Annotated in this window: 14 protein-coding genes and 1 other annotated feature (1 of these 15 cut by a window edge); of the genes, 10 read left to right on the forward strand and 4 right to left on the reverse strand. The window is 54.3% G+C overall.

What is annotated here, in order from left to right; translation table 11 throughout:
* Window positions 1–180 (forward strand) — a binding site (T-box leader) (it extends 84 nt beyond the left edge of the window).
* Between the two features lie 57 nt (window positions 181–237).
* Window positions 238–1,491: a tyrosine--tRNA ligase gene (tyrS, locus tag FHS19_RS10255; RefSeq protein ID WP_183581781.1), complete on the forward strand. Its 1,254-nt coding sequence runs from the start codon at window positions 238–240 to the stop codon at window positions 1,489–1,491.
* A gap of 160 nt (window positions 1,492–1,651) precedes the next feature.
* Here the strand turns inward: tyrS and rpsD are convergent, their stop codons facing one another.
* Window positions 1,652–2,251, reverse strand: coding sequence for a 30S ribosomal protein S4 (gene rpsD, locus FHS19_RS10260; RefSeq protein WP_183581782.1), 600 nt, complete (start codon window positions 2,249–2,251; stop codon window positions 1,652–1,654).
* Between the two features lie 485 nt (window positions 2,252–2,736).
* Between rpsD and FHS19_RS10265 the strand changes: the two genes are divergently transcribed.
* The 5 genes from FHS19_RS10265 to FHS19_RS10285 all read left to right on the forward strand — a co-directional run bounded on the left by FHS19_RS10265 (window position 2,737) and on the right by FHS19_RS10285 (window position 7,983).
* A complete protein-coding gene (locus FHS19_RS10265; RefSeq protein ID WP_183581783.1) occupies window positions 2,737–4,722 on the forward strand; it encodes a sensor domain-containing diguanylate cyclase in 1,986 nt (661 codons plus the stop codon).
* 133 nt (window positions 4,723–4,855) lie between these two features.
* On the forward strand, window positions 4,856–5,677 hold the full coding sequence (locus FHS19_RS10270; RefSeq protein WP_183581784.1) for a hypothetical protein: 822 nt from the start codon (window positions 4,856–4,858) through the stop codon (window positions 5,675–5,677).
* Between the two features lie 152 nt (window positions 5,678–5,829).
* Complete coding sequence (locus FHS19_RS10275; RefSeq protein ID WP_183581785.1) at window positions 5,830–6,945, forward strand: aminopeptidase; 1,116 nt, start codon at window positions 5,830–5,832, stop codon at window positions 6,943–6,945.
* 145 nt (window positions 6,946–7,090) lie between these two features.
* Entirely contained in the window at window positions 7,091–7,336 is a 246-nt protein-coding gene (locus tag FHS19_RS10280) for an HPr family phosphocarrier protein (protein ID WP_076169916.1), read from the forward strand.
* Between the two features lie 356 nt (window positions 7,337–7,692).
* The gene (locus FHS19_RS10285; RefSeq protein ID WP_183581786.1) at window positions 7,693–7,983 is read left to right on the forward strand and encodes an Fpa/YlaN family protein; all 291 of its coding nucleotides are present in this window, start codon (window positions 7,693–7,695) and stop codon (window positions 7,981–7,983) included.
* Between the two features lie 215 nt (window positions 7,984–8,198).
* On the opposite strand, the gene cax is transcribed toward FHS19_RS10285, so the two are convergent.
* A complete protein-coding gene (gene cax / locus FHS19_RS10290) occupies window positions 8,199–9,272 on the reverse strand; it encodes a calcium/proton exchanger (protein WP_183581787.1) in 1,074 nt (357 codons plus the stop codon).
* Window positions 9,273–9,424: 152 nt separating this feature from the next.
* Here cax and FHS19_RS10295 point away from each other — a divergent pair, with 152 nt between their 5' ends.
* Window positions 9,425–9,811: an Asp23/Gls24 family envelope stress response protein gene (locus FHS19_RS10295; protein WP_183581788.1), complete on the forward strand. Its 387-nt coding sequence runs from the start codon at window positions 9,425–9,427 to the stop codon at window positions 9,809–9,811.
* A 90-nt stretch (window positions 9,812–9,901) separates the two neighbouring features.
* On the opposite strand, the gene ftsW is transcribed toward FHS19_RS10295, so the two are convergent.
* Together ftsW and FHS19_RS10305 are read right to left on the reverse strand one after the other, a co-directional pair.
* Window positions 9,902–11,161, reverse strand: a complete 1,260-nt coding sequence (gene ftsW, locus FHS19_RS10300; protein WP_183581789.1) for a putative lipid II flippase FtsW — start codon at window positions 11,159–11,161, stop codon at window positions 9,902–9,904.
* A gap of 11 nt (window positions 11,162–11,172) precedes the next feature.
* On the reverse strand, window positions 11,173–11,520 hold the full coding sequence (locus tag FHS19_RS10305; RefSeq protein WP_105444577.1) for a YugN family protein: 348 nt from the start codon (window positions 11,518–11,520) through the stop codon (window positions 11,173–11,175).
* Between the two features lie 206 nt (window positions 11,521–11,726).
* On the opposite strand from FHS19_RS10305, the gene FHS19_RS10310 reads away from it, so the two are divergent.
* The 3 genes from FHS19_RS10310 to FHS19_RS10320 all read left to right on the forward strand — a co-directional run bounded on the left by FHS19_RS10310 (window position 11,727) and on the right by FHS19_RS10320 (window position 16,756).
* Complete coding sequence (locus tag FHS19_RS10310; protein WP_183581790.1) at window positions 11,727–12,902, forward strand: M20 family metallopeptidase; 1,176 nt, start codon at window positions 11,727–11,729, stop codon at window positions 12,900–12,902.
* Between the two features lie 183 nt (window positions 12,903–13,085).
* Complete coding sequence (locus FHS19_RS10315) at window positions 13,086–14,846, forward strand: DNA repair helicase XPB (RefSeq protein WP_183581791.1); 1,761 nt, start codon at window positions 13,086–13,088, stop codon at window positions 14,844–14,846.
* The gene (locus FHS19_RS10320) at window positions 14,843–16,756 is read left to right on the forward strand and encodes a helicase-associated domain-containing protein (protein WP_183581792.1); all 1,914 of its coding nucleotides are present in this window, start codon (window positions 14,843–14,845) and stop codon (window positions 16,754–16,756) included. Before FHS19_RS10315 ends, FHS19_RS10320 begins: the two co-directional genes overlap by 4 nt.
* Window positions 16,757–16,846 lie beyond the last annotated feature (90 nt).

The following is a 16,846-nucleotide window of genomic DNA, read 5'->3' on the forward strand; positions in this document are numbered from 1 at the left end:
TGAATTACCGTCTTGAGCCGTCCGGAGGAACACGCGTCACCAGGAGCGTCAGTAGTCTGGCACCGGACCTGGCAGTCCGTTATCGTAATGAAGTGAAAGCAGTGGGTGGAAGGGGATCGTCCCCGGAGCGGCTGCTTTAATTAGGGTGGTAACGCGAGCAGGCTCCTTCTCGTCCCTTGGGACGCGAAGGAGCCTTTTTGCTGTACTTACTAACGGATCAGAGAGAGGTTGATGACGATGAACTGGGAACAACTCATGCCGGCCCAAAAGGAAGAGGTTGAACGCCAACTGGCTGTCATCAGGAGGGGGACGGTCGAAATCCTGCCGAATGAGGAGCTGGAACGCAAGGTGATCCGGTCGGTTGTGCAAGGACGGCCGCTCAAGGTAAAGCTGGGTCTTGATCCATCCGCTCCGGACATTCATTTGGGGCACACGGTTGTCCTGCACAAGCTGCGGCAGTTCCAGGAGCTGGGTCATGAGGTGCAGCTGATCATCGGGGATTTCACGGGCCGGATCGGCGACCCGACCGGGAAATCGGAAACCCGCAGACAGCTGACGGAAGAGGACGTGAAGCGGAATGCGGAAACGTACCAGGAGCAGGTATTCAAAATATTAAGTCCGGACAAAGCGAAGGTATATTACAACTCCGAATGGCTCGGCCCGATGACCTTTGCCGACGTGATCGGGCTGGGTTCCAAAGTGACGGTGGCCCGCATGCTGGAGCGAGACGATTTTTCCAAACGGTATGCCGGCGGGCTCCCGATCAGCATTCACGAGTTTTTCTATCCGCTGATGCAGGGAATGGATTCGGTGGCGCTGGAGACGGACATCGAGCTCGGCGGTACGGATCAGACGTTTAATCTCATGATGGGCCGCACCTTGCAAAAGGAGTACGGAGCAGAGCCTCAGGTGGCGATCACGCTTCCGCTGCTGGAAGGGCTGGATGGAGTGCAGAAAATGAGCAAAAGCCTCGGCAACTACATCGGAATCGATGACGCGCCGAACGAAATGTTCGGCAAAACAATGTCGGTGCCGGACGGGCTGATGGTGAAATACTTCGAGCTGGCCACGGATATGACGAATGAAGACCTTCAGATTCTGCGCGAAGGTTTGGAAGGCGGCCGTATCCACCCAAGGGATGCCAAAATGAACCTGGCGGCAGCCTTTGTCCGGATGTACCATGGGCAGGAGGCGGACGAAGCGGCCCGGCGGCATTTCGTCACCGTCTTTCAGCAGCGTGCACTTCCTGAAGATATCCAGCTGTGCGATATCCCCGGAAATGAGCTGCAGGGAGGGGCCATCCGGCTCGTCCGGCTGCTGACCCTCATCGGATTTGCTTCTTCCAACAGCGAAGCCAGAAGGAGCATTCAGCAGGGGGCGGTCAAGCTGAATGAAGTTAAACTCGAGGATCCCCACGCGGAGATCGTGGTCCGGGACGGCGATATCGTTCAAGCGGGAAGACGCAAATTTGCCAAGCTCCGGCTGTTGTAGAAATTTTGAGATGAAGGCTTTGAGAAGCCGTGAGAAGGCTGTGTGAAGCAGGAAGCAGTGTCACTGCCACCAATAACAGGGCTGCCAGTCAGCCCTGTTATTCATCCAGAACAAACAAAAAAGCCCGGAACATAAGTTCCAGGCTTGGTTGCAGCAAATATTAACGGTTGTAGAATTCGACGATTTGTCTTTCGTCGATGTCTTGGGAAAGCTCGGCGCGCTCTGGGAAACGGATGTATTTACCTTCCAAAGCTCCATCGTTGTACTCCAGGTAGCCTGGCAGATGCGCACGGTTTTCCAGCGCTTCTTTAATAGAAGAGAGGCTGCGGCTTCTTTCACGAAGACCGATCACGTCGCCTGTGTTCACTTGGTAGGAAGCAACGTTTACTTTTTTGCCGTTAACAGTCACATGACCGTGAGCGACCAATTGGCGCGCTCCTGCACGGGAGTTAGCGAAACCAAGACGGTAAACGAGGTTGTCCAAACGGCTTTCCAGCAAGAACATGAAGTTTTCACCGGCAATACCTTGCATTTTTTGCGCTCTGTCGAACAGCGTGCGGAATTGCTTTTCACCCAAACCGTACATGTGGCGCAATTTTTGTTTTTCTTGAAGCTGCATACCGTAGTTGCTCATTTTTCTCCGTTGGTTAGGACCATGCTGTCCCGGAGGAAAAGGGCGTTTCAATTCTTTACCAGTACCGCTCAGGGAAATTCCCAGACGACGGCTCAATTTAAACTTTGGACCTGTGTAACGTGCCATGTTATAGTAGACTCCTTTATTTTTCGAATAATTTACAGTAGGGCTCTATTTGCGCCGTATTTGTTTTCCAGTGCGTCGTCCGAAGGCGAAACGCACAACTGACGGGAAAGTTCAGCCGCTGTCCTGTCAGCAACAAATGACGTGAGGGTGACACAACGTTACGCCCAAATCAAGACTATATTTGCAGTCTTTTTCAACAATAGATTTTATATTATATAGTAGGCAAAAGTCAAGGCCTGACATCGTGTTGGAAAAGTCTAATTTTGTCGATAGGGCTATAGTCCTAAAAAAGTAGGACGAATATCTGAAATATGAGTGCAAAATGGCTTGGAACAGAGTAGAATATGATTATTATAACACATCCGACATTACCCGATCTTGTAAAGGGGATTTTCATATTGCAAGGATGACAATATGTGATTGATTGCGATTTTATGGTGCCTTGAAAGACACCCTCTGGGCACGGTGTAAAGGAGCGCCTGTCTATGTCAGAACACCAACGAGAAACAACCAAGCATCAAAGCCTATTCCAGACGAACGCCGAGCTGGCGTTTCCCTCAGAGTCGGCTGCTTCCTGGCTGCAGGAGATCGACTTGTCCATTCATGATTTGCCCTATGTGGATCACGTGATCCAGGACGCCTTTTTCCAATGGCGCACCGAAGGGCAGTCACTGCCGTTAAGCGGACAAGCCCTGTGGGCCGTGACGGATTATGAGGGGCGGTGGATCGAAGGCGATCAAGCTCTCCTTGCGGAACCTTTCTGCGGTTTGACGGGAGAGATCGGCCGCTGCATGGAGTCCGGGGAACAAGTCTGGGTCCATTCTGATGAGCCGGCGGACGCAGGAGGCACCTGGGTCACGACGGTCATTCCGGTCTTTACACGCCGGGACCATGCGCGGGCCTGTCTTCTGATCTGCGGAATTCCTGCACACCTTTTTGGGGAAGGGATTCGGGACACCGTTGCCGCGATGGCGCTTCACTACCGTTCCTGTCTGTACAAAAGTTTTAAGTTCGCCCTTGTATCGGACATTCTGAAGGTGCAGGAAAGCACGGAACGGGAGGCCAACCGCCGGTCCATCCTGTTCCAAATCATGCAGCGGATGCATGATCAGATCGACGTCGATACCGTGCTGACGGAAGTTCTGGACAGCCTTGAAGTACTGTATCCTACCATCCGGGCGAGGCTGCTCATGTCCCAGGACCATCAAAGCCGAAATCCGCGGGTGGAGCCGCTCGTGTTTCATCCGTGGGGCGAGGATATCTGCGTCAGATCCTTTATGGATGGAAGGCTCATGATGCAGGAGGGCAGTGGCGAAGGGATGGAGGACCAGGTCGAAATCGCCATACCGCTAGGCGGCAAGCAGGGCGTCTATGGGGTGCTTCATCTGGTGATGTCCCGGGAGCTCCGGGAAGACCTGGACCTGCAGCTGATCGGCATGGTAGTCGACACGGCGGGGAATGCGTTCGAAAATGCGAAGCTCTACGAGCAGTCGAACCTGCTGATTCATGAGCTGCGCCTCATTAACGAATTGACCCAGCGGCTGAACCAGAGCCTCAAGCTCGGGGATATATACAAGTTTGCCAGCGAGGAGATGCTGAATATTTTTCAGGCGGATTATTGCTGCTTCCTGCAGTACAATGAGGAGCGGAACGTTCTGGAGGTGATGGCGTCCAACGTTTCTGGTCTTGCCCTGTCTTTTGATGCAGAGTACGGCTTCGGCGGACTTGTATTTCATAAAAAGGAACCTGTGATTCTGTCAGACTATTCGCTGAACGGCAAAGTCCCTTCGAAGCTGATGGAAATCACGCATTCGCAATCCCTCATCGCTTCACCGCTGACCGTAAACGGCAAGGTGATGGGGGCGATTCTGCTGACGCACCGCAGCCCTCATTATTTTTCCTATGATAATTACCGGCTTCTGCAGACCTTGTCCAGCCACATCGGGCTGTCGGTGAGCAACGCGCTGCTTCATGCCGAGCTGAGACGGATGGCCAACCGGGACATGCTGACCGACATGTACGCCCGCCATTATCTTGACAAGATGATTCAGCAGTATCAAGTGAGCGATTTTTGCGGGTCTCTGATCGTGTTGGACATTGATGAATTCAAACAGGTTAACGATACATACGGCCACCAGAAGGGGGACGACATTCTCAGGCAAGTCAGCGATATCGTAAAATCCTCCATCCGGGAGGAGGATGTGCCTGCACGTTGGGGCGGGGAAGAGCTGGCCGTGTATATGCCGCAGCTAGGGGTACATCAGGCGGTCAAAGTCGCTGAAGTGATCCGAAGCCGGGTCGCTCGGGAGACAAACCCGTCCGTAACGATTTCAAGCGGGATCGCGGAATGGTGCTGGACGGACCCGCAGGTGAGTGTAGACAGCTTGTTCTACAGAGCGGACATGGCCCTCTACAGGGCAAAGAACAGCGGACGCAACCAAATCCAAATGGAAGACGTGAATGATATGTAACAGGCGGCCTCACTTTCGGGTGGGGGGCGCCTTATTTTTGCATGAACTGGCTGGGCGGGGGACAGTCTATAAGCAAAAAGGACCTAATAGAGAATGAACGTTGGTTCATTTTGTCCGGAAAGGCAGTTTTCCCATGATGAAAAAAATGGTACTTCCCGCCTTGCTGCTGCTCGGCCTTTGCGGCGGTTTGACAGGCTGCGGCATGTTTCAGGACTCGAAATCGCCGGAGGAATGGTTTTCCCAGACGATTACCGGACTGGCCGGCATAGATTCGTTTTCATTTAGCGGCCTGGCTTCGGTGCGCGCCCAGGATCAGGGGCAGGTGCAGAACTTTGCTTACACCGGCAGGCTCACGGGTCATGACCAGCTGACGATGGAGAGCGTGATCCCTAGCGGGGAGGCGGTTCAGACGACGGGACTCCAGGCACGGAGAATCACCGGGAAGACCGTGAAGGTGACGAATTTCCGCAGGCAGGACGGGGGATGGGTGAGGCAGTCGAGCGAAGCGAACCCGGAGGACAACTCTCCTTCATTAACCCGGTTAAATCCTCTCCAGCAGCTCGACGGCATTCATGGGCTTCCCAAAAGCATCAAGGTGGAGTCCAGCGCCGGCCGCGGCACCAAAGTGCTGCGGATCGAACTGGAAAGCTCCAGCGCAAAGGACTTTTTGACGAAGCAGCTCGAATCCGAAATGAATGGTCTCCGCAAGCAGCCCGGATACACCCGCGCACAGCCCCAAGAAAAGCAAAAGCTGCAGACGCTCTGGAATCAGGGGGACAAGCAGCTGCGGCAGATGCTGAACGACGCCCAGGTAAGCACAGTCTATCATTTGACGATTAACCGCAAGTCCGGATTTCCGGTTCGTTTGACTTCGGAGAGCGCGATCGACTATACCAACCTGGATGGTGCCCAGACACGGGAGACGATGGTCAACGATGTTTCATTCCAGCCATAGGCTCATCCGACCGGCGGACTCCGGTCTTTCCGCCAGCTATCTGCAGCTCTCATGCTGACGGGACTTGCCATGCGTGCTACAATAAGTCTGAATGAATTAACCTTTGTTCAAATAAATAGCTTACAGGTTATGTCAAGGGGAGGAAATAAGTAATGCGTGATCCTAGAATTCAAAAACTGGCGGAAAACCTCGTCGGTTATTCCGTAAACGTACAGCCGGGGGAGAACGTCCTTGTCGAGATGATCGGCTCGGAGCGCGACCTGCTGAAGGCCGTCATTGATGAAGTCGGCAAGCGGGGAGGACGTCCGTTCGTCCAAATTACCGACAAATCGGTACAGCGCACGATGCTGATGAACGCGGGCGAAGAGATGCTCAAGACATGGGCGGACATCGACTTGAACCGGATGAAGCAGATGGACTGCTATATCGGCATCCGCGCCGGAGAGAACGTCAATGATCTGGCCGACGTTCCTGACGAAAAGGTAAAACTGTTCAATTCGCTCTACAACCATCCGGTACATAGCGGGCAGCGCGTCAACCACACCAAGTGGGTGGTGCTGCGTTATCCGAACCCAAGCATGGCCCAATTGGCCAATATGAGTACGGAAGCCTTTGAGGACTTCTATTTTGACGTATGCAACCTCGATTACGCCAAGATGGACAAAGCGCAGGATCCTCTTGCCGAGATGATGAGAAAGACGGACAAGGTCCGTATCGTCGGACCGGGCACCGATCTCAGCTTTTCCATTAAGGGAATCGGCGCCGAAAAATGCGCAGGCGAGAAAAACATTCCGGATGGCGAAGTATACAGCGCTCCGGTGCGTGATTCGGTCAACGGCACGATCAGCTATAACACCAGCACGGTATACAACGGCATTTCGTTCGAAAATATCAAGTTTACCTTCAAGGACGGAAAGATCGTGGAAGCGACCAGCAACGATACCGAGCGCCTGAACAACATTTTGGACTCGGACGAAGGGGCGCGCTATATCGGCGAATTCGCAATTGGGTTTAATCCATACATTTTGCACCCGATGAAGGACATTCTGTTCGACGAGAAAATTGCCGGAAGTATCCACTTTACCCCGGGTCAAGCCTATGAAGTAACGGATAACGGCAACCGTTCCTCCATCCACTGGGATATCGTGCTGATTCAGCGTGAAGACTATGGCGGCGGGGAAATATACTTTGACGACGTGCTGATCCGCAAAGACGGCATCTTTGTCATTCCGGAGCTGCAGGGGTTGAATCCTGAAAACTTGAAATAGGAATCGCAGAAGAAGGGAACCCGGCCTCGTAAGGCCGCTGGTTCAGCGCTTTTCAGAAATTCCTTGCGCGAGAAAGCGGATTCAATGTATCATAAAAGTGGTAAAATCATAGTATACTTGATATCAAAAGCTACGGAGGGATCCTATGTCCAGTAACAACGCAGCTGTTGTAGAAATCGCCCAAACGGCAAGCCAATTTACCTCTTCGATCGTACTTCAAGCAGAAAACAAGTACATCGATGTCAAAAGTATCCTCGGTTTGTTTACGACACTCGTAAGCAGCCAAAGCTATGAGCTTCATGTTCATGGACCGGATGCGGACGAGGCTAAAACGGCGATGAAGGAAGTGTTTGCCAAACACGGCCTGAACGTCAACGTGGTCTCTGAGTAAGCGATGAAGAAGAGCGCTCCTGCTGGCAACAGTAAGGGCGCTTTTTTTAAAGCTGTAAAATTTATGTTTTCCAGGGTCCCCACAGTATCTGAGTCGGCATAAAGCCCAAGTCTCACTTCATGAGGTTTATTTTAGAACCATACACCGCCGTCAGCCTTCCTCTTAGAGTCCCTTTGCGCCGCGCTTGGCATTGAAACGGGGGCTTTCCCGTACGATGGGCCAGAGTTTCCTGTTCCTTCGGCTTCCCGGGACGTTTTTCTGGGCCAGGTTCTTGTATTGGTGTTCAATTTCGTCTAATATTAAGAATAGAATACAAGGGTGTAATTGTAGGATTTTGGACATAGGGGGGAAGATGCATGACTTCATCTGAGCTGCAGGAGCAGTTGAATATTAAGGCGATTAATCTGCTGAAAGAAGATGCAGTGAAAATAGAGAAGCTTATTGAAGTACAAATGGAGAATCTGGCCACACGCTATTGCCCTCTCTATGAGGAAGTGCTGGACACCCAGATGTACGGATTTTCACGTGAGGTTGATTTTGCCGTACGTGCCGGTCTTGTGCCCGAACTTACTGGCAAACAGCTGGTCAGTGAGCTGGAGAAGAATCTGGCCAACCTCTATGAAGCCCTGAACAACAGGGAAGCATAAATCATCAGCCTGTCGCAAGCAGGCTTACATAAGATGCAGACTACAGACGACCTGTGCTGTATCAAACGATGATGAGCCGTTGCAGCTTGGCCTTCACATCGGAGGTCCCGAGATTTATAAATTTATACGTATAAAAAGGCATGCACTCCGCTGGAGCGCATGCCTTTTTTGCGGTTCCCTGCTCTACCTTGCTAGGGAGCCTATGCTGCTGTCTACTACACCAGGAAAAACGATACGCCCAAAATAACGTATACGACCAGCAGCAGCATGCCTTCATACCAGTTCGTTTTGCCATCCTGGATAATGGACTTGGCGATAAATACCGACACGCCGATCGCAAGCAGCTCTATGGTTGTAAACACCAGGTCCATCGTGGTCGGCCCGAAGAAATAGCTGATCAGAACCAGCACCGGGGCGACGAATAAAGCGATCTGCAGGCTGCTGCCTACGGCGATTTCAACCGCTGCGCCCATCTTATTCTTCATGGCTAGCATGACAGCTGCACTGTGCTCCGCCGCGTTGCCGATGATGGCCACAAGGAACGCACCCACGAACAGCTCGCTAAGCCCGAATCGCGTCGTAAAGGTTTCCAGCGTATCTACCAGCCATTCACTCACAAAAGCGACCATCACGGTCGCCAGAAGGAGGTACAGGATCGATTTCCCTTTGGACCATTCCGGCTCGTGTTCATGCGGCAGCTCTTCATCCTCTTCATCGGTGACATCCGCCAAGTATTTCTTGTGCGTAATCATCGAGAAGACAAGCCAGGCGAGGTAAGCCACGATCAAAATACAGGCCACGATGAGGCTCAGCAGCTGGGTATCGCTCCCCGTAATGGAATGGCTGCGGAGGAATACCGCAGGCACGATCAGGGCGATCACGGCAACCAGCATCAGCGAGCCGTTCATTCCCGCCAGCGAAACGTTAAAGTTCTGAACTTTAAATTTCAGCCCTCCGGCAAAAATGCTGAGTCCCAAGACCAGAAGCAAATTCCCGATCACCGAACCGGTCAAGCTGGCCTTGACCATGTCGAACAAGCCTTCCTTGACGAGGAAGATGGCGATAATGAGCTCCGCTGCGTTACCGAAGGTGGCGTTCAGAAAACCGCCGAGCCGCTGTCCGGCATAATGCGATACGCTCTCCGTCGCTTTGCCCAAAAATCCGGCCACAAAGACGACAGAAATCGCGGACAGAATGAACTGCAGCGTTGCGTCCCAGCCTGCGAAATGTCCCACAGCACTAAGAATAAAGAAGACGATGAGCAGGGTGGGGCTAATCCATTTTTTCAATTTTTGACACCTCTTGCTTTATGTAAGTTCGATTCTTATTCAATATACCCAAATTGCATAAGGTTGTAAACAAATCGGCAGGGCTTGGGATTTGCTTTTTGGGCCTGTTAGGATTTACAATAACGGATAATGGATGTAAAGGAGGATGGAGCATGTCGGAACAACTCCAACTAGAGAATGGAACCATACGGATTGCAGATGATGTCGTAGCGAAAATCGCCGGACTGGCCGCACTCGAAACACCAGGGATCGCAGCCATGTCGGGTGGCTTGTCGGAAGGATGGGCCAAGCGCCTGAGCGGTAAAAACGTGCAGAAGGGTGTCACGGTGGAAGTGGGCCAGCTGGAAGCAGCCATCGACCTGCGAATCATCGTGCTGTACGAAACCCCGATTCACGAAGTATCCCGCATGCTTCAGCAAAACGTGCGTGAAGCTGTCGAAAGCATGACCGGTCTGCGTGTGGTCGAAGTGAACGTGAAAGTGGAAGGCGTCGCCTTCAAGGATGACATGATCGAAGAGGTGCCTGTGCGCACCAAATAAGCACGCGAATAAGACGAAAAAAGACTAGTGGACCAAACGTCCTCTAGTCTTTTTTGTATGGTTCCCTTAAAGGCAACGACCTTGAAGGTTTTAGTTAAAGCGTCGCGTCTGATTGCGGGAAGAGACGGCGACCGACGGTTTCTTGACGGTCACCGACTTCACCTGCTCCTGCTTCGCCGGTAAAGTACTGATCCGCGAGATGCTGAGCATGATACCCATGCTCGCCATCATGATCAGAAGGGAGGTTCCGCCGTAACTGATGAACGGCAGGGTTACCCCGGTAAGCGGGATCGTTTGGGTGACGCCTCCGATGTTGATGAACGCCTGGATGGCAATCAAGCCCATAATCCCGATACCGACGAGCGTTCCGAACGGATCGGGGCACCTCAGTGCGATGATGATCCCTCGCCAGATGAAGTAAATATAAACGATCAGGAAGATTGACGTCCCGATAAAACCAAACTCTTCGCCGATGACGGAGAAGATGAAGTCGTTATAGGGGTTGGGCAAATAATGAAGCTTCTGAACGCTTTTGCCGAAGCCGGCTCCGGTCAACTGCCCTTCACCGATAGCGGTCAGCGACTGCAGCAGATTGTAACCCTCCCCCTGAGGATCCTTAAACGGGTCCAGGAAGGCGTTAATCCGGCCGAGCTTATAGTTGCTCGATTCCACCGCCTGTTCCCCGCTATGGGCCACCGACTTGATCAGGGCGTTCGCTCCAAGCACGAGGCTCGCACCCAGGATCAGCAGCAGGGCGGACCCTATCATATGCTTGAGGCTCGCGCCGCCGGCATAGATGATCAGGGCGCTCGTGGCCACCAGAATGAGGCAGGAGCCGAGGTCCGGCTGCATCATGATGAGACCGGCGACAAAGCCGACGATGACCATGACCGGGATATAGCCTGTCCGCAGGTCGCGGAAGCGCTCCCCTTTTTTGCTGATCAATGCGGACAGGTACAGGATAATCGCGATCTTTGCGATTTCCGTCGGCTGAATGCCGAGAGATCCGACGCCGAACCAGCTTCGGGCGCCGTTTAGGCTTTTCCCTATGAAAAGTACCAGCACTAGCATGATGACTGTCACGATAAACAGCGGGGCAAACAGCTTCTTGTACCTGGTGTAAGGGATGTTCATCGCGACGAACATGGCGATGGTTCCCAGTGCGGCCCACATGAACTGTCTTTTCGTAAAGTAAAGCGAGTCATAGTGAAAATCCTTGCTAGCGATGGCCAAGCTCGAACTGGCGCTGAATACCATGACCAGTCCAAAACCAACCAACAGCAAGGTGAGGATGAGCAGTTGGAAATCCGGCGTCCCTCTCTTGGTTTGTTGGGGTTTTTCTTCTCTCATAAGAGACCTGCTTAGGCTTCCAGAGCGGCTTTAAACTGCTGAAGCTTCTTGGTTGCAATCCCCATGATGGACGACGGAATCGGAGATTCGTATTCCAGCCCGTGAGGGAAGGTCGCCTTGCCCATGTACACGGCTTCAATCTGCAGCACGGTGCTTGGCTTCTCCAGCTTGCCTTCCACCGCACGGGTGTTGATCCGGACAAAATACTCCGAATTGGTGTTTTTATCTTCAATCTTATAGTCATATGTAGCGCGGTAGTATTCCCACTGCCAGCGGACAAAGCCTACTTTCTCGGCTACTTCGTCCATAAACGCCAAGTCGGCTTTGATGCCGTCCAGTCCCGTATTTTCAAAAATCATGGTTACTAAATCCTCCTCTATTGGTTGCCTGTAAAGTTCTTTACTCATGATATTATGTTTTAAACACTTGTGCAAGCCTTGGCAACATTGGGGCGATACCCCATCCGAGGCGTTTCTGCTACAATAGAAAAAAGGGTTCACAACCGCGATGTGGGATGACATATCGGCAACTTAACATCCATTCTATGGCGAGAGGACGGATACATATGAAAGATGAGGCATTGCTGAGCAAGCTGCAGCCGCAAATGGTGGAGTGGAGGCGGTACCTGCACCGGCATCCGGAGCTGTCTTACCACGAGGAGAAGACGTCGTCCTTCGTGGCGGACAGACTGCGGGAGCTGGGGATCGACGTCCGGACACGGTTCGGCGGCGGTTATGGGGTGGTCGGCGTATTAAAAGGAAGCAAGCCGGGGAAAACGGTCGTTCTGCGGGCGGACATGGACGCGCTTCCGATCCAGGATGAAAAGTCGTGCGGCTATTCGTCGGAGGTTCCGGGCGTCATGCATGCATGCGGTCACGACGGGCATACGTCGATCCTGCTGGCGGTTGCGACATACTTCAGCGCCCGGAAGGCGGATTTGCCCGGAGAGATCCGCTTCGTATTTCAGCCGGCGGAGGAGGTATGTCCGGGGGGAGCCAAGGGGATGATCGAGGCCGGCGTTCTGGATGGGGCCGACGCGGTGTACGGCGTGCACTTGTGGACGCCGTTCCCGGCAGGAACCGCGGCCAGCACGCCGGGACCGATGATGGCGGCGGCAGATGAGTTCTTTATCGATATCATCGGTAAAGGCGGCCACGGAGGCATGCCGCATGTGACGGTGGACAGCGTGGTGGCCGGATCGGCGCTGGTCATGCAGCTGCAGAGCATCGTCAGCCGTTCGGTGAATCCGCTTCGGCCGGCGGTCGTTACGATCGGAACGATCCAGGGCGGGAGCGCGCAGAACGTCATCGCCGAATCGTGCCGGATTACCGGGACCGTACGGACGTTTGACGACGAGACGCGCCAATTTATCCGCGGACGGATCGAAGAAATAACCCGGCTTACGGCGCAGACTTACGGAGCCGAATCGAAAATTCAATATTTGATGGGTTACCCGCCGCTTGTGAATGATGAAGCGGAGACGGAGAGGTTTTTCCGCGAAGCGCCGAAGGTGTTCGGAGAATTCATGGTTCAGCGCTGCGAGAAAATTATGCCTGCCGAGGACTTCGCTTACTATTTGAAGGAAATCCCCGGATGCTTTATGTTCGTGGGAGCAGGCAATGAAGAGCTGCAGGCCGTTTATCCGCATCATCACCCAAGGTTTGACTTTGACGAATCGGCCATGCTGAGCGCTGCCAAGCTGCTGGTGACGATGACCCAATCCTATCAGGGCTGGGAATAAGCAGACTCGGGCTGCCGAGTCTCCTTGTCTTACAGAGGGAGGGTTCCTAAGGGCACGAATGTTTTGGCGGATGATGGGAAAACTTGAAATGGAAGAGGAAAAGTTCATTTCCGCTCTAGGAGATGAACTTTTTCATATGTTTGAAGGCTGGAAGAACCATTTGGTTAGAAAGAAGGGGATTTGATGAGCGATACAAAAGCGTGCATCGTGCAGAGGGACCGGACCATCCTGCTGGAATGCGGACATCCGGGGTTTGAGGAAGCCCGGGGGAAGCTGGCCCATTTTGCAGAGCTGGTCAAGAGTCCTTCTGCGTTTCATACGTACCGGATCACCCCGCTATCGCTGTGGAATGCCGCTTCGCTTGGATGGACCGCGGAGGAAATCGTCGGCGCTCTGGCGTCGGTCTCCAGATGGGAGGTTCCTTCTGCGCTAATCCAGGACATTCGCAGCCTGGTGGGCAGATACGGGAAGCTCCGGATTGAGGCGGCGAAGGCCGAAGCCGGGAAGCTCCACCTGACGGCATCCGATCCGCATCTGCTGGATGAAGTGCTGGCGATACCCGCCGTTCAGGCCAGCGGGCTGCGGCGAGCCGCGCCGGACCAGGCAGAGCTTGATGCGGTCCGCCGTGGACGGATCAAGCAGGAGCTGACGCGGCTCGGCTATCCGGTCCTGGACTTGGCCGGATACCATGAGGGACAGCCGCTGCAGATCGGCTGGAAAGCGCAGGGCGGCTCTTTTGCGCTGAGGGACTACCAGCAGGAGGCGGCCGACGCTTTCGAAGGGGTGGCCGGCAGCGGAGGCAGCGGGGTCCTCGTTCTTCCCTGCGGAGCCGGAAAAACGGTTATCGGTCTCGGCGTGCTGGAAAAGCAGCAGTGCGAATGCCTGATTCTGACGTCCAACGCGACCTCTGTCGGACAGTGGATCGCGGAGTTGACGGATAAGACGACGCTCGATCCTTCCCAGATCGGGGAGTATACGGGGCAGAAGAAGGAGGTGCGCCCGGTCACCGTGGCCACCTATCAAATTTTGACGCACCGCCGCTCCAAAGAGGACGAGTTTGAGCATATGCGTCTGTTTAACGAACGGAACTGGGGGCTCATCATTTACGATGAGGTGCATCTGCTGCCGGCTCCGGTGTTCCGGGCGACGGCTGATATCCAGGCGACCCGCCGGCTGGGACTGACCGCTACGCTGGTACGGGAGGACGGCTGCGAACAGGATGTTTTTTCGCTGATCGGACCGAAGCGCTACGAGATGCCCTGGAAGGAGCTGGAGTCCATGGGCTGGATTGCGCGGGTCGAGTGCACGGAGGTCCGGGTGGCAATGGTGCCGGAGCTGCGTGAAGCATACGTCTACGCGGAGGGCAAGGAGAAGTTCCGCATCGCGGCCGAAAATCCCGGCAAGCTCGAGGTCGTCCGCAAGCTGCTCGCTAAGCATCCGGAAGAGAGCGTCCTCATTATCGGCCAGTATATCGATCAGCTGAAGCAGCTGTCCGAATCGCTGGGCGTTCCGCTGATTTCGGGCCGAATGGCGCACAAGGAACGCGGAAGGCTCTATGAGTCTTTCAAACGGGGAGAGACCCGAGTGCTGGCCGTATCCAAGGTAGCGAACTTTGCCGTCGATCTGCCGGATGCTTCCGTGGCGATTGAAATATCAGGCAGCTTTGGCTCCAGGCAGGAGGAAGCCCAGCGCCTGGGACGGATTTTGCGTCCGAAAACCGGTAACAACCGGGCTTATTTTTACGCATTGGTGTCCCAAGATAGCAAAGAAGAGGACTTTGCCATCCGCCGTCAGCTCTTTCTGGTCGAACAGGGTTACGAGTATTCCGTCCGATATGATTCGGATCCCGGACTGTTGAGTCATGGGTCCGGTCATGAGTGGACTTCCCATCCTGCAAAGGAACGTTCCATTCCAGACATAAAGGAGGCTTCATCCCGAACATGAGCACTGAATTGAACGATGACCGGCCGCAGGAGTCGGCTATGTGGTCCATCCTGCGTACGCTGGCTCCGGAGGATGCTGAGCTGCTCAAACGGCTGATCGTCCGTTTTGCCGGGCAGCCGTTCAGCGACGACGTCCGGACCACGGTGACAATCAACAGCCGAAGCGGCGCGGAGCTGGAGCTGTCCTTTATCCGCTTGAGAAGAGCCGGCCTTATCCAGGCGGTGAAAAAAGCTTGGGGAGAAAAGCTCTACTACGTTCCCTTCGAAAGCCTGGGTCTATTGTATCGGCAGTTCTTTACCCCCGAAGCGGAAGCTGTTCCTGATTTGAATGTGCATAGGATCAACGAAGCCAAGCCAGGCTTGGCCTTGGATCTGCTGCATGCGCTTGCGGCTGCGGCCGAGCACGGGCTCCCCTTAACGGCGAAAGGAACGGTTCATAAGAAAAATATCCAGAAACTTCTGGAAGCAGCCCACCTGAAAGATTCCGACCTTGAAGCGCTGCAGCTCCAATACGCGCATGCCGAAACCTATTCGCTTGCGGCTGCGGTGCTGCTCGATATGATGCTGTGCCTCGGCCTTGGCGTGAAAGAAAGCCAGGGGATCCTGCTGGAAGAGGAGCGGCTCGGCGAGTGGCTGGACTTGTCTGAACCGGAAATGAACGGGGTGCTGCTCCCGGCCGTATTGGACCGATACGGCACGAACAGCCCGGCCCTGCAGCATTTCCGTTACCTTCTTTGCCATCCTTTTTTCAAGCCAGGGATCTGGTACGATATAACGAATATGCTGGATTGGATGGAGCGGGAAGTTTTGCTCACCCGGTCCGTTTCGGAAGCGGGCGCCCGGGCGTGGATGACGGCGATGGCGGGGTTTGGCTGGGGCGATACCGGTGAGGACGACAGGGGGCGCTGCTGTTTCCGGTGGACCGTGGATCCGGCTGCCATTCTGGCTTGGGGCGGCGAAGATCCAGAGGAGGAGGGAGATGGCCGCTTCTATGTTCAGCCGGATTTTGACGTCATCGTCCCACCGGATGTGCCGTACCGGATCCGATGGAAGCTGCTGGCCTGCTCGGAGCGGGTACAGAGTGAACGGATGTCTATATACCGTTTGACCCGCAGCAGCACGGCCCGGGCGGTGGAGAACGGCATGAGCGCGACCGAAATGACGCAGCTGCTGGACAACTACTCGAGCGGCGGCATCCCGGAGAACGTAAGGGTGGCCTTGGAGCAGTGGGGCAGGGAAATCGGCCGGACCCGCTTTGAAGAAGCTATGCTGCTGTCGTGTTCGGCTGAAGAAGACGGCAATCGGATCGAAGCGCATCCAAAGCTGAAGGGTCATTTGCAGCGGATTGGTCCGAAGCATTTTCTCGTGAACCGTGACGCGGTATCGGAAGTGCGCAAAATTTTAGATTCGTCGGGACTCTCGCCCTTAAAGGCGATCGCTGAACCCGGCAGGACCGCTTCCGCATATCCACTGATCCATGAACCCGCACCGGACCTGGCGGGGCATCGGGTCCATGCAGAAAAATTTCGTCAAACCGGGCTTTCCGCCGCGGGCGGTCTGGTATACAGCGGCCGGAATATCCAGTATTTCGAGCCGGATTCCGACATTCCGAAACCGGAGTCCTTGTTTCCCGGCTACGGGCAGGTTCCGAAGATGTGGACCCAGGATTTCCGGAATTATCACGGAACGACGGCCCAGCACATTATGGAACAGGCTTTGGAATGGCAGACCAAGGTGCTGATTTCCCGCGGAGGCTGCCGTTTGGAGTTCATCCCGCGGGCGATTCGGAGCCACCCTTGGGCGGTGGAAGGAACTCTCTTTGGTCCGGAACGGGACGGTTATGATGACGAAGCTCTGCTCTTGCCGGGGGATTGGGAGCAAATCCGGCTGATTGTGCCTTCTTTCACCTGAGGGCAGCAGCAGGAAGTGCGTTCAAACCTCTTCTTATGGGCCAAAGGTTATGATATGATAAAAGAGTCTACTCCAGACGGAGGAGAACAT

The sequence above is a fragment of the Paenibacillus rhizosphaerae genome, assembly GCF_014192015.1.
Taxonomy (GTDB): domain Bacteria; phylum Bacillota; class Bacilli; order Paenibacillales; family Paenibacillaceae; genus Paenibacillus_AQ; species Paenibacillus_AQ rhizosphaerae.

What these genes read in the sequence shown, in the direction of transcription:
- tyrS (WP_183581781.1), top strand. Translation starts at nt 238, where the DNA reads ATGAACTGGGAACAACTCATGCCGGCCCAAAAGGAAGAGGTTGAACGC.
- rpsD (WP_183581782.1), bottom strand. Translation starts at nt 2,251, where the DNA reads ATGGCACGTTACACAGGTCCAAAGTTTAAATTGAGCCGTCGTCTGGGA.
- FHS19_RS10265 (WP_183581783.1), top strand. Translation starts at nt 2,737, where the DNA reads ATGTCAGAACACCAACGAGAAACAACCAAGCATCAAAGCCTATTCCAG.
- FHS19_RS10270 (WP_183581784.1), top strand. Translation starts at nt 4,856, where the DNA reads ATGATGAAAAAAATGGTACTTCCCGCCTTGCTGCTGCTCGGCCTTTGC.
- FHS19_RS10275 (WP_183581785.1), top strand. Translation starts at nt 5,830, where the DNA reads ATGCGTGATCCTAGAATTCAAAAACTGGCGGAAAACCTCGTCGGTTAT.
- FHS19_RS10280 (WP_076169916.1), top strand. Translation starts at nt 7,091, where the DNA reads ATGTCCAGTAACAACGCAGCTGTTGTAGAAATCGCCCAAACGGCAAGC.
- FHS19_RS10285 (WP_183581786.1), top strand. Translation starts at nt 7,693, where the DNA reads ATGACTTCATCTGAGCTGCAGGAGCAGTTGAATATTAAGGCGATTAAT.
- FHS19_RS10295 (WP_183581788.1), top strand. Translation starts at nt 9,425, where the DNA reads ATGTCGGAACAACTCCAACTAGAGAATGGAACCATACGGATTGCAGAT.
- ftsW (WP_183581789.1), bottom strand. Translation starts at nt 11,161, where the DNA reads ATGAGAGAAGAAAAACCCCAACAAACCAAGAGAGGGACGCCGGATTTC.
- FHS19_RS10305 (WP_105444577.1), bottom strand. Translation starts at nt 11,520, where the DNA reads ATGATTTTTGAAAATACGGGACTGGACGGCATCAAAGCCGACTTGGCG.
- FHS19_RS10310 (WP_183581790.1), top strand. Translation starts at nt 11,727, where the DNA reads ATGAAAGATGAGGCATTGCTGAGCAAGCTGCAGCCGCAAATGGTGGAG.
- FHS19_RS10315 (WP_183581791.1), top strand. Translation starts at nt 13,086, where the DNA reads ATGAGCGATACAAAAGCGTGCATCGTGCAGAGGGACCGGACCATCCTG.
- FHS19_RS10320 (WP_183581792.1), top strand. Translation starts at nt 14,843, where the DNA reads ATGAGCACTGAATTGAACGATGACCGGCCGCAGGAGTCGGCTATGTGG.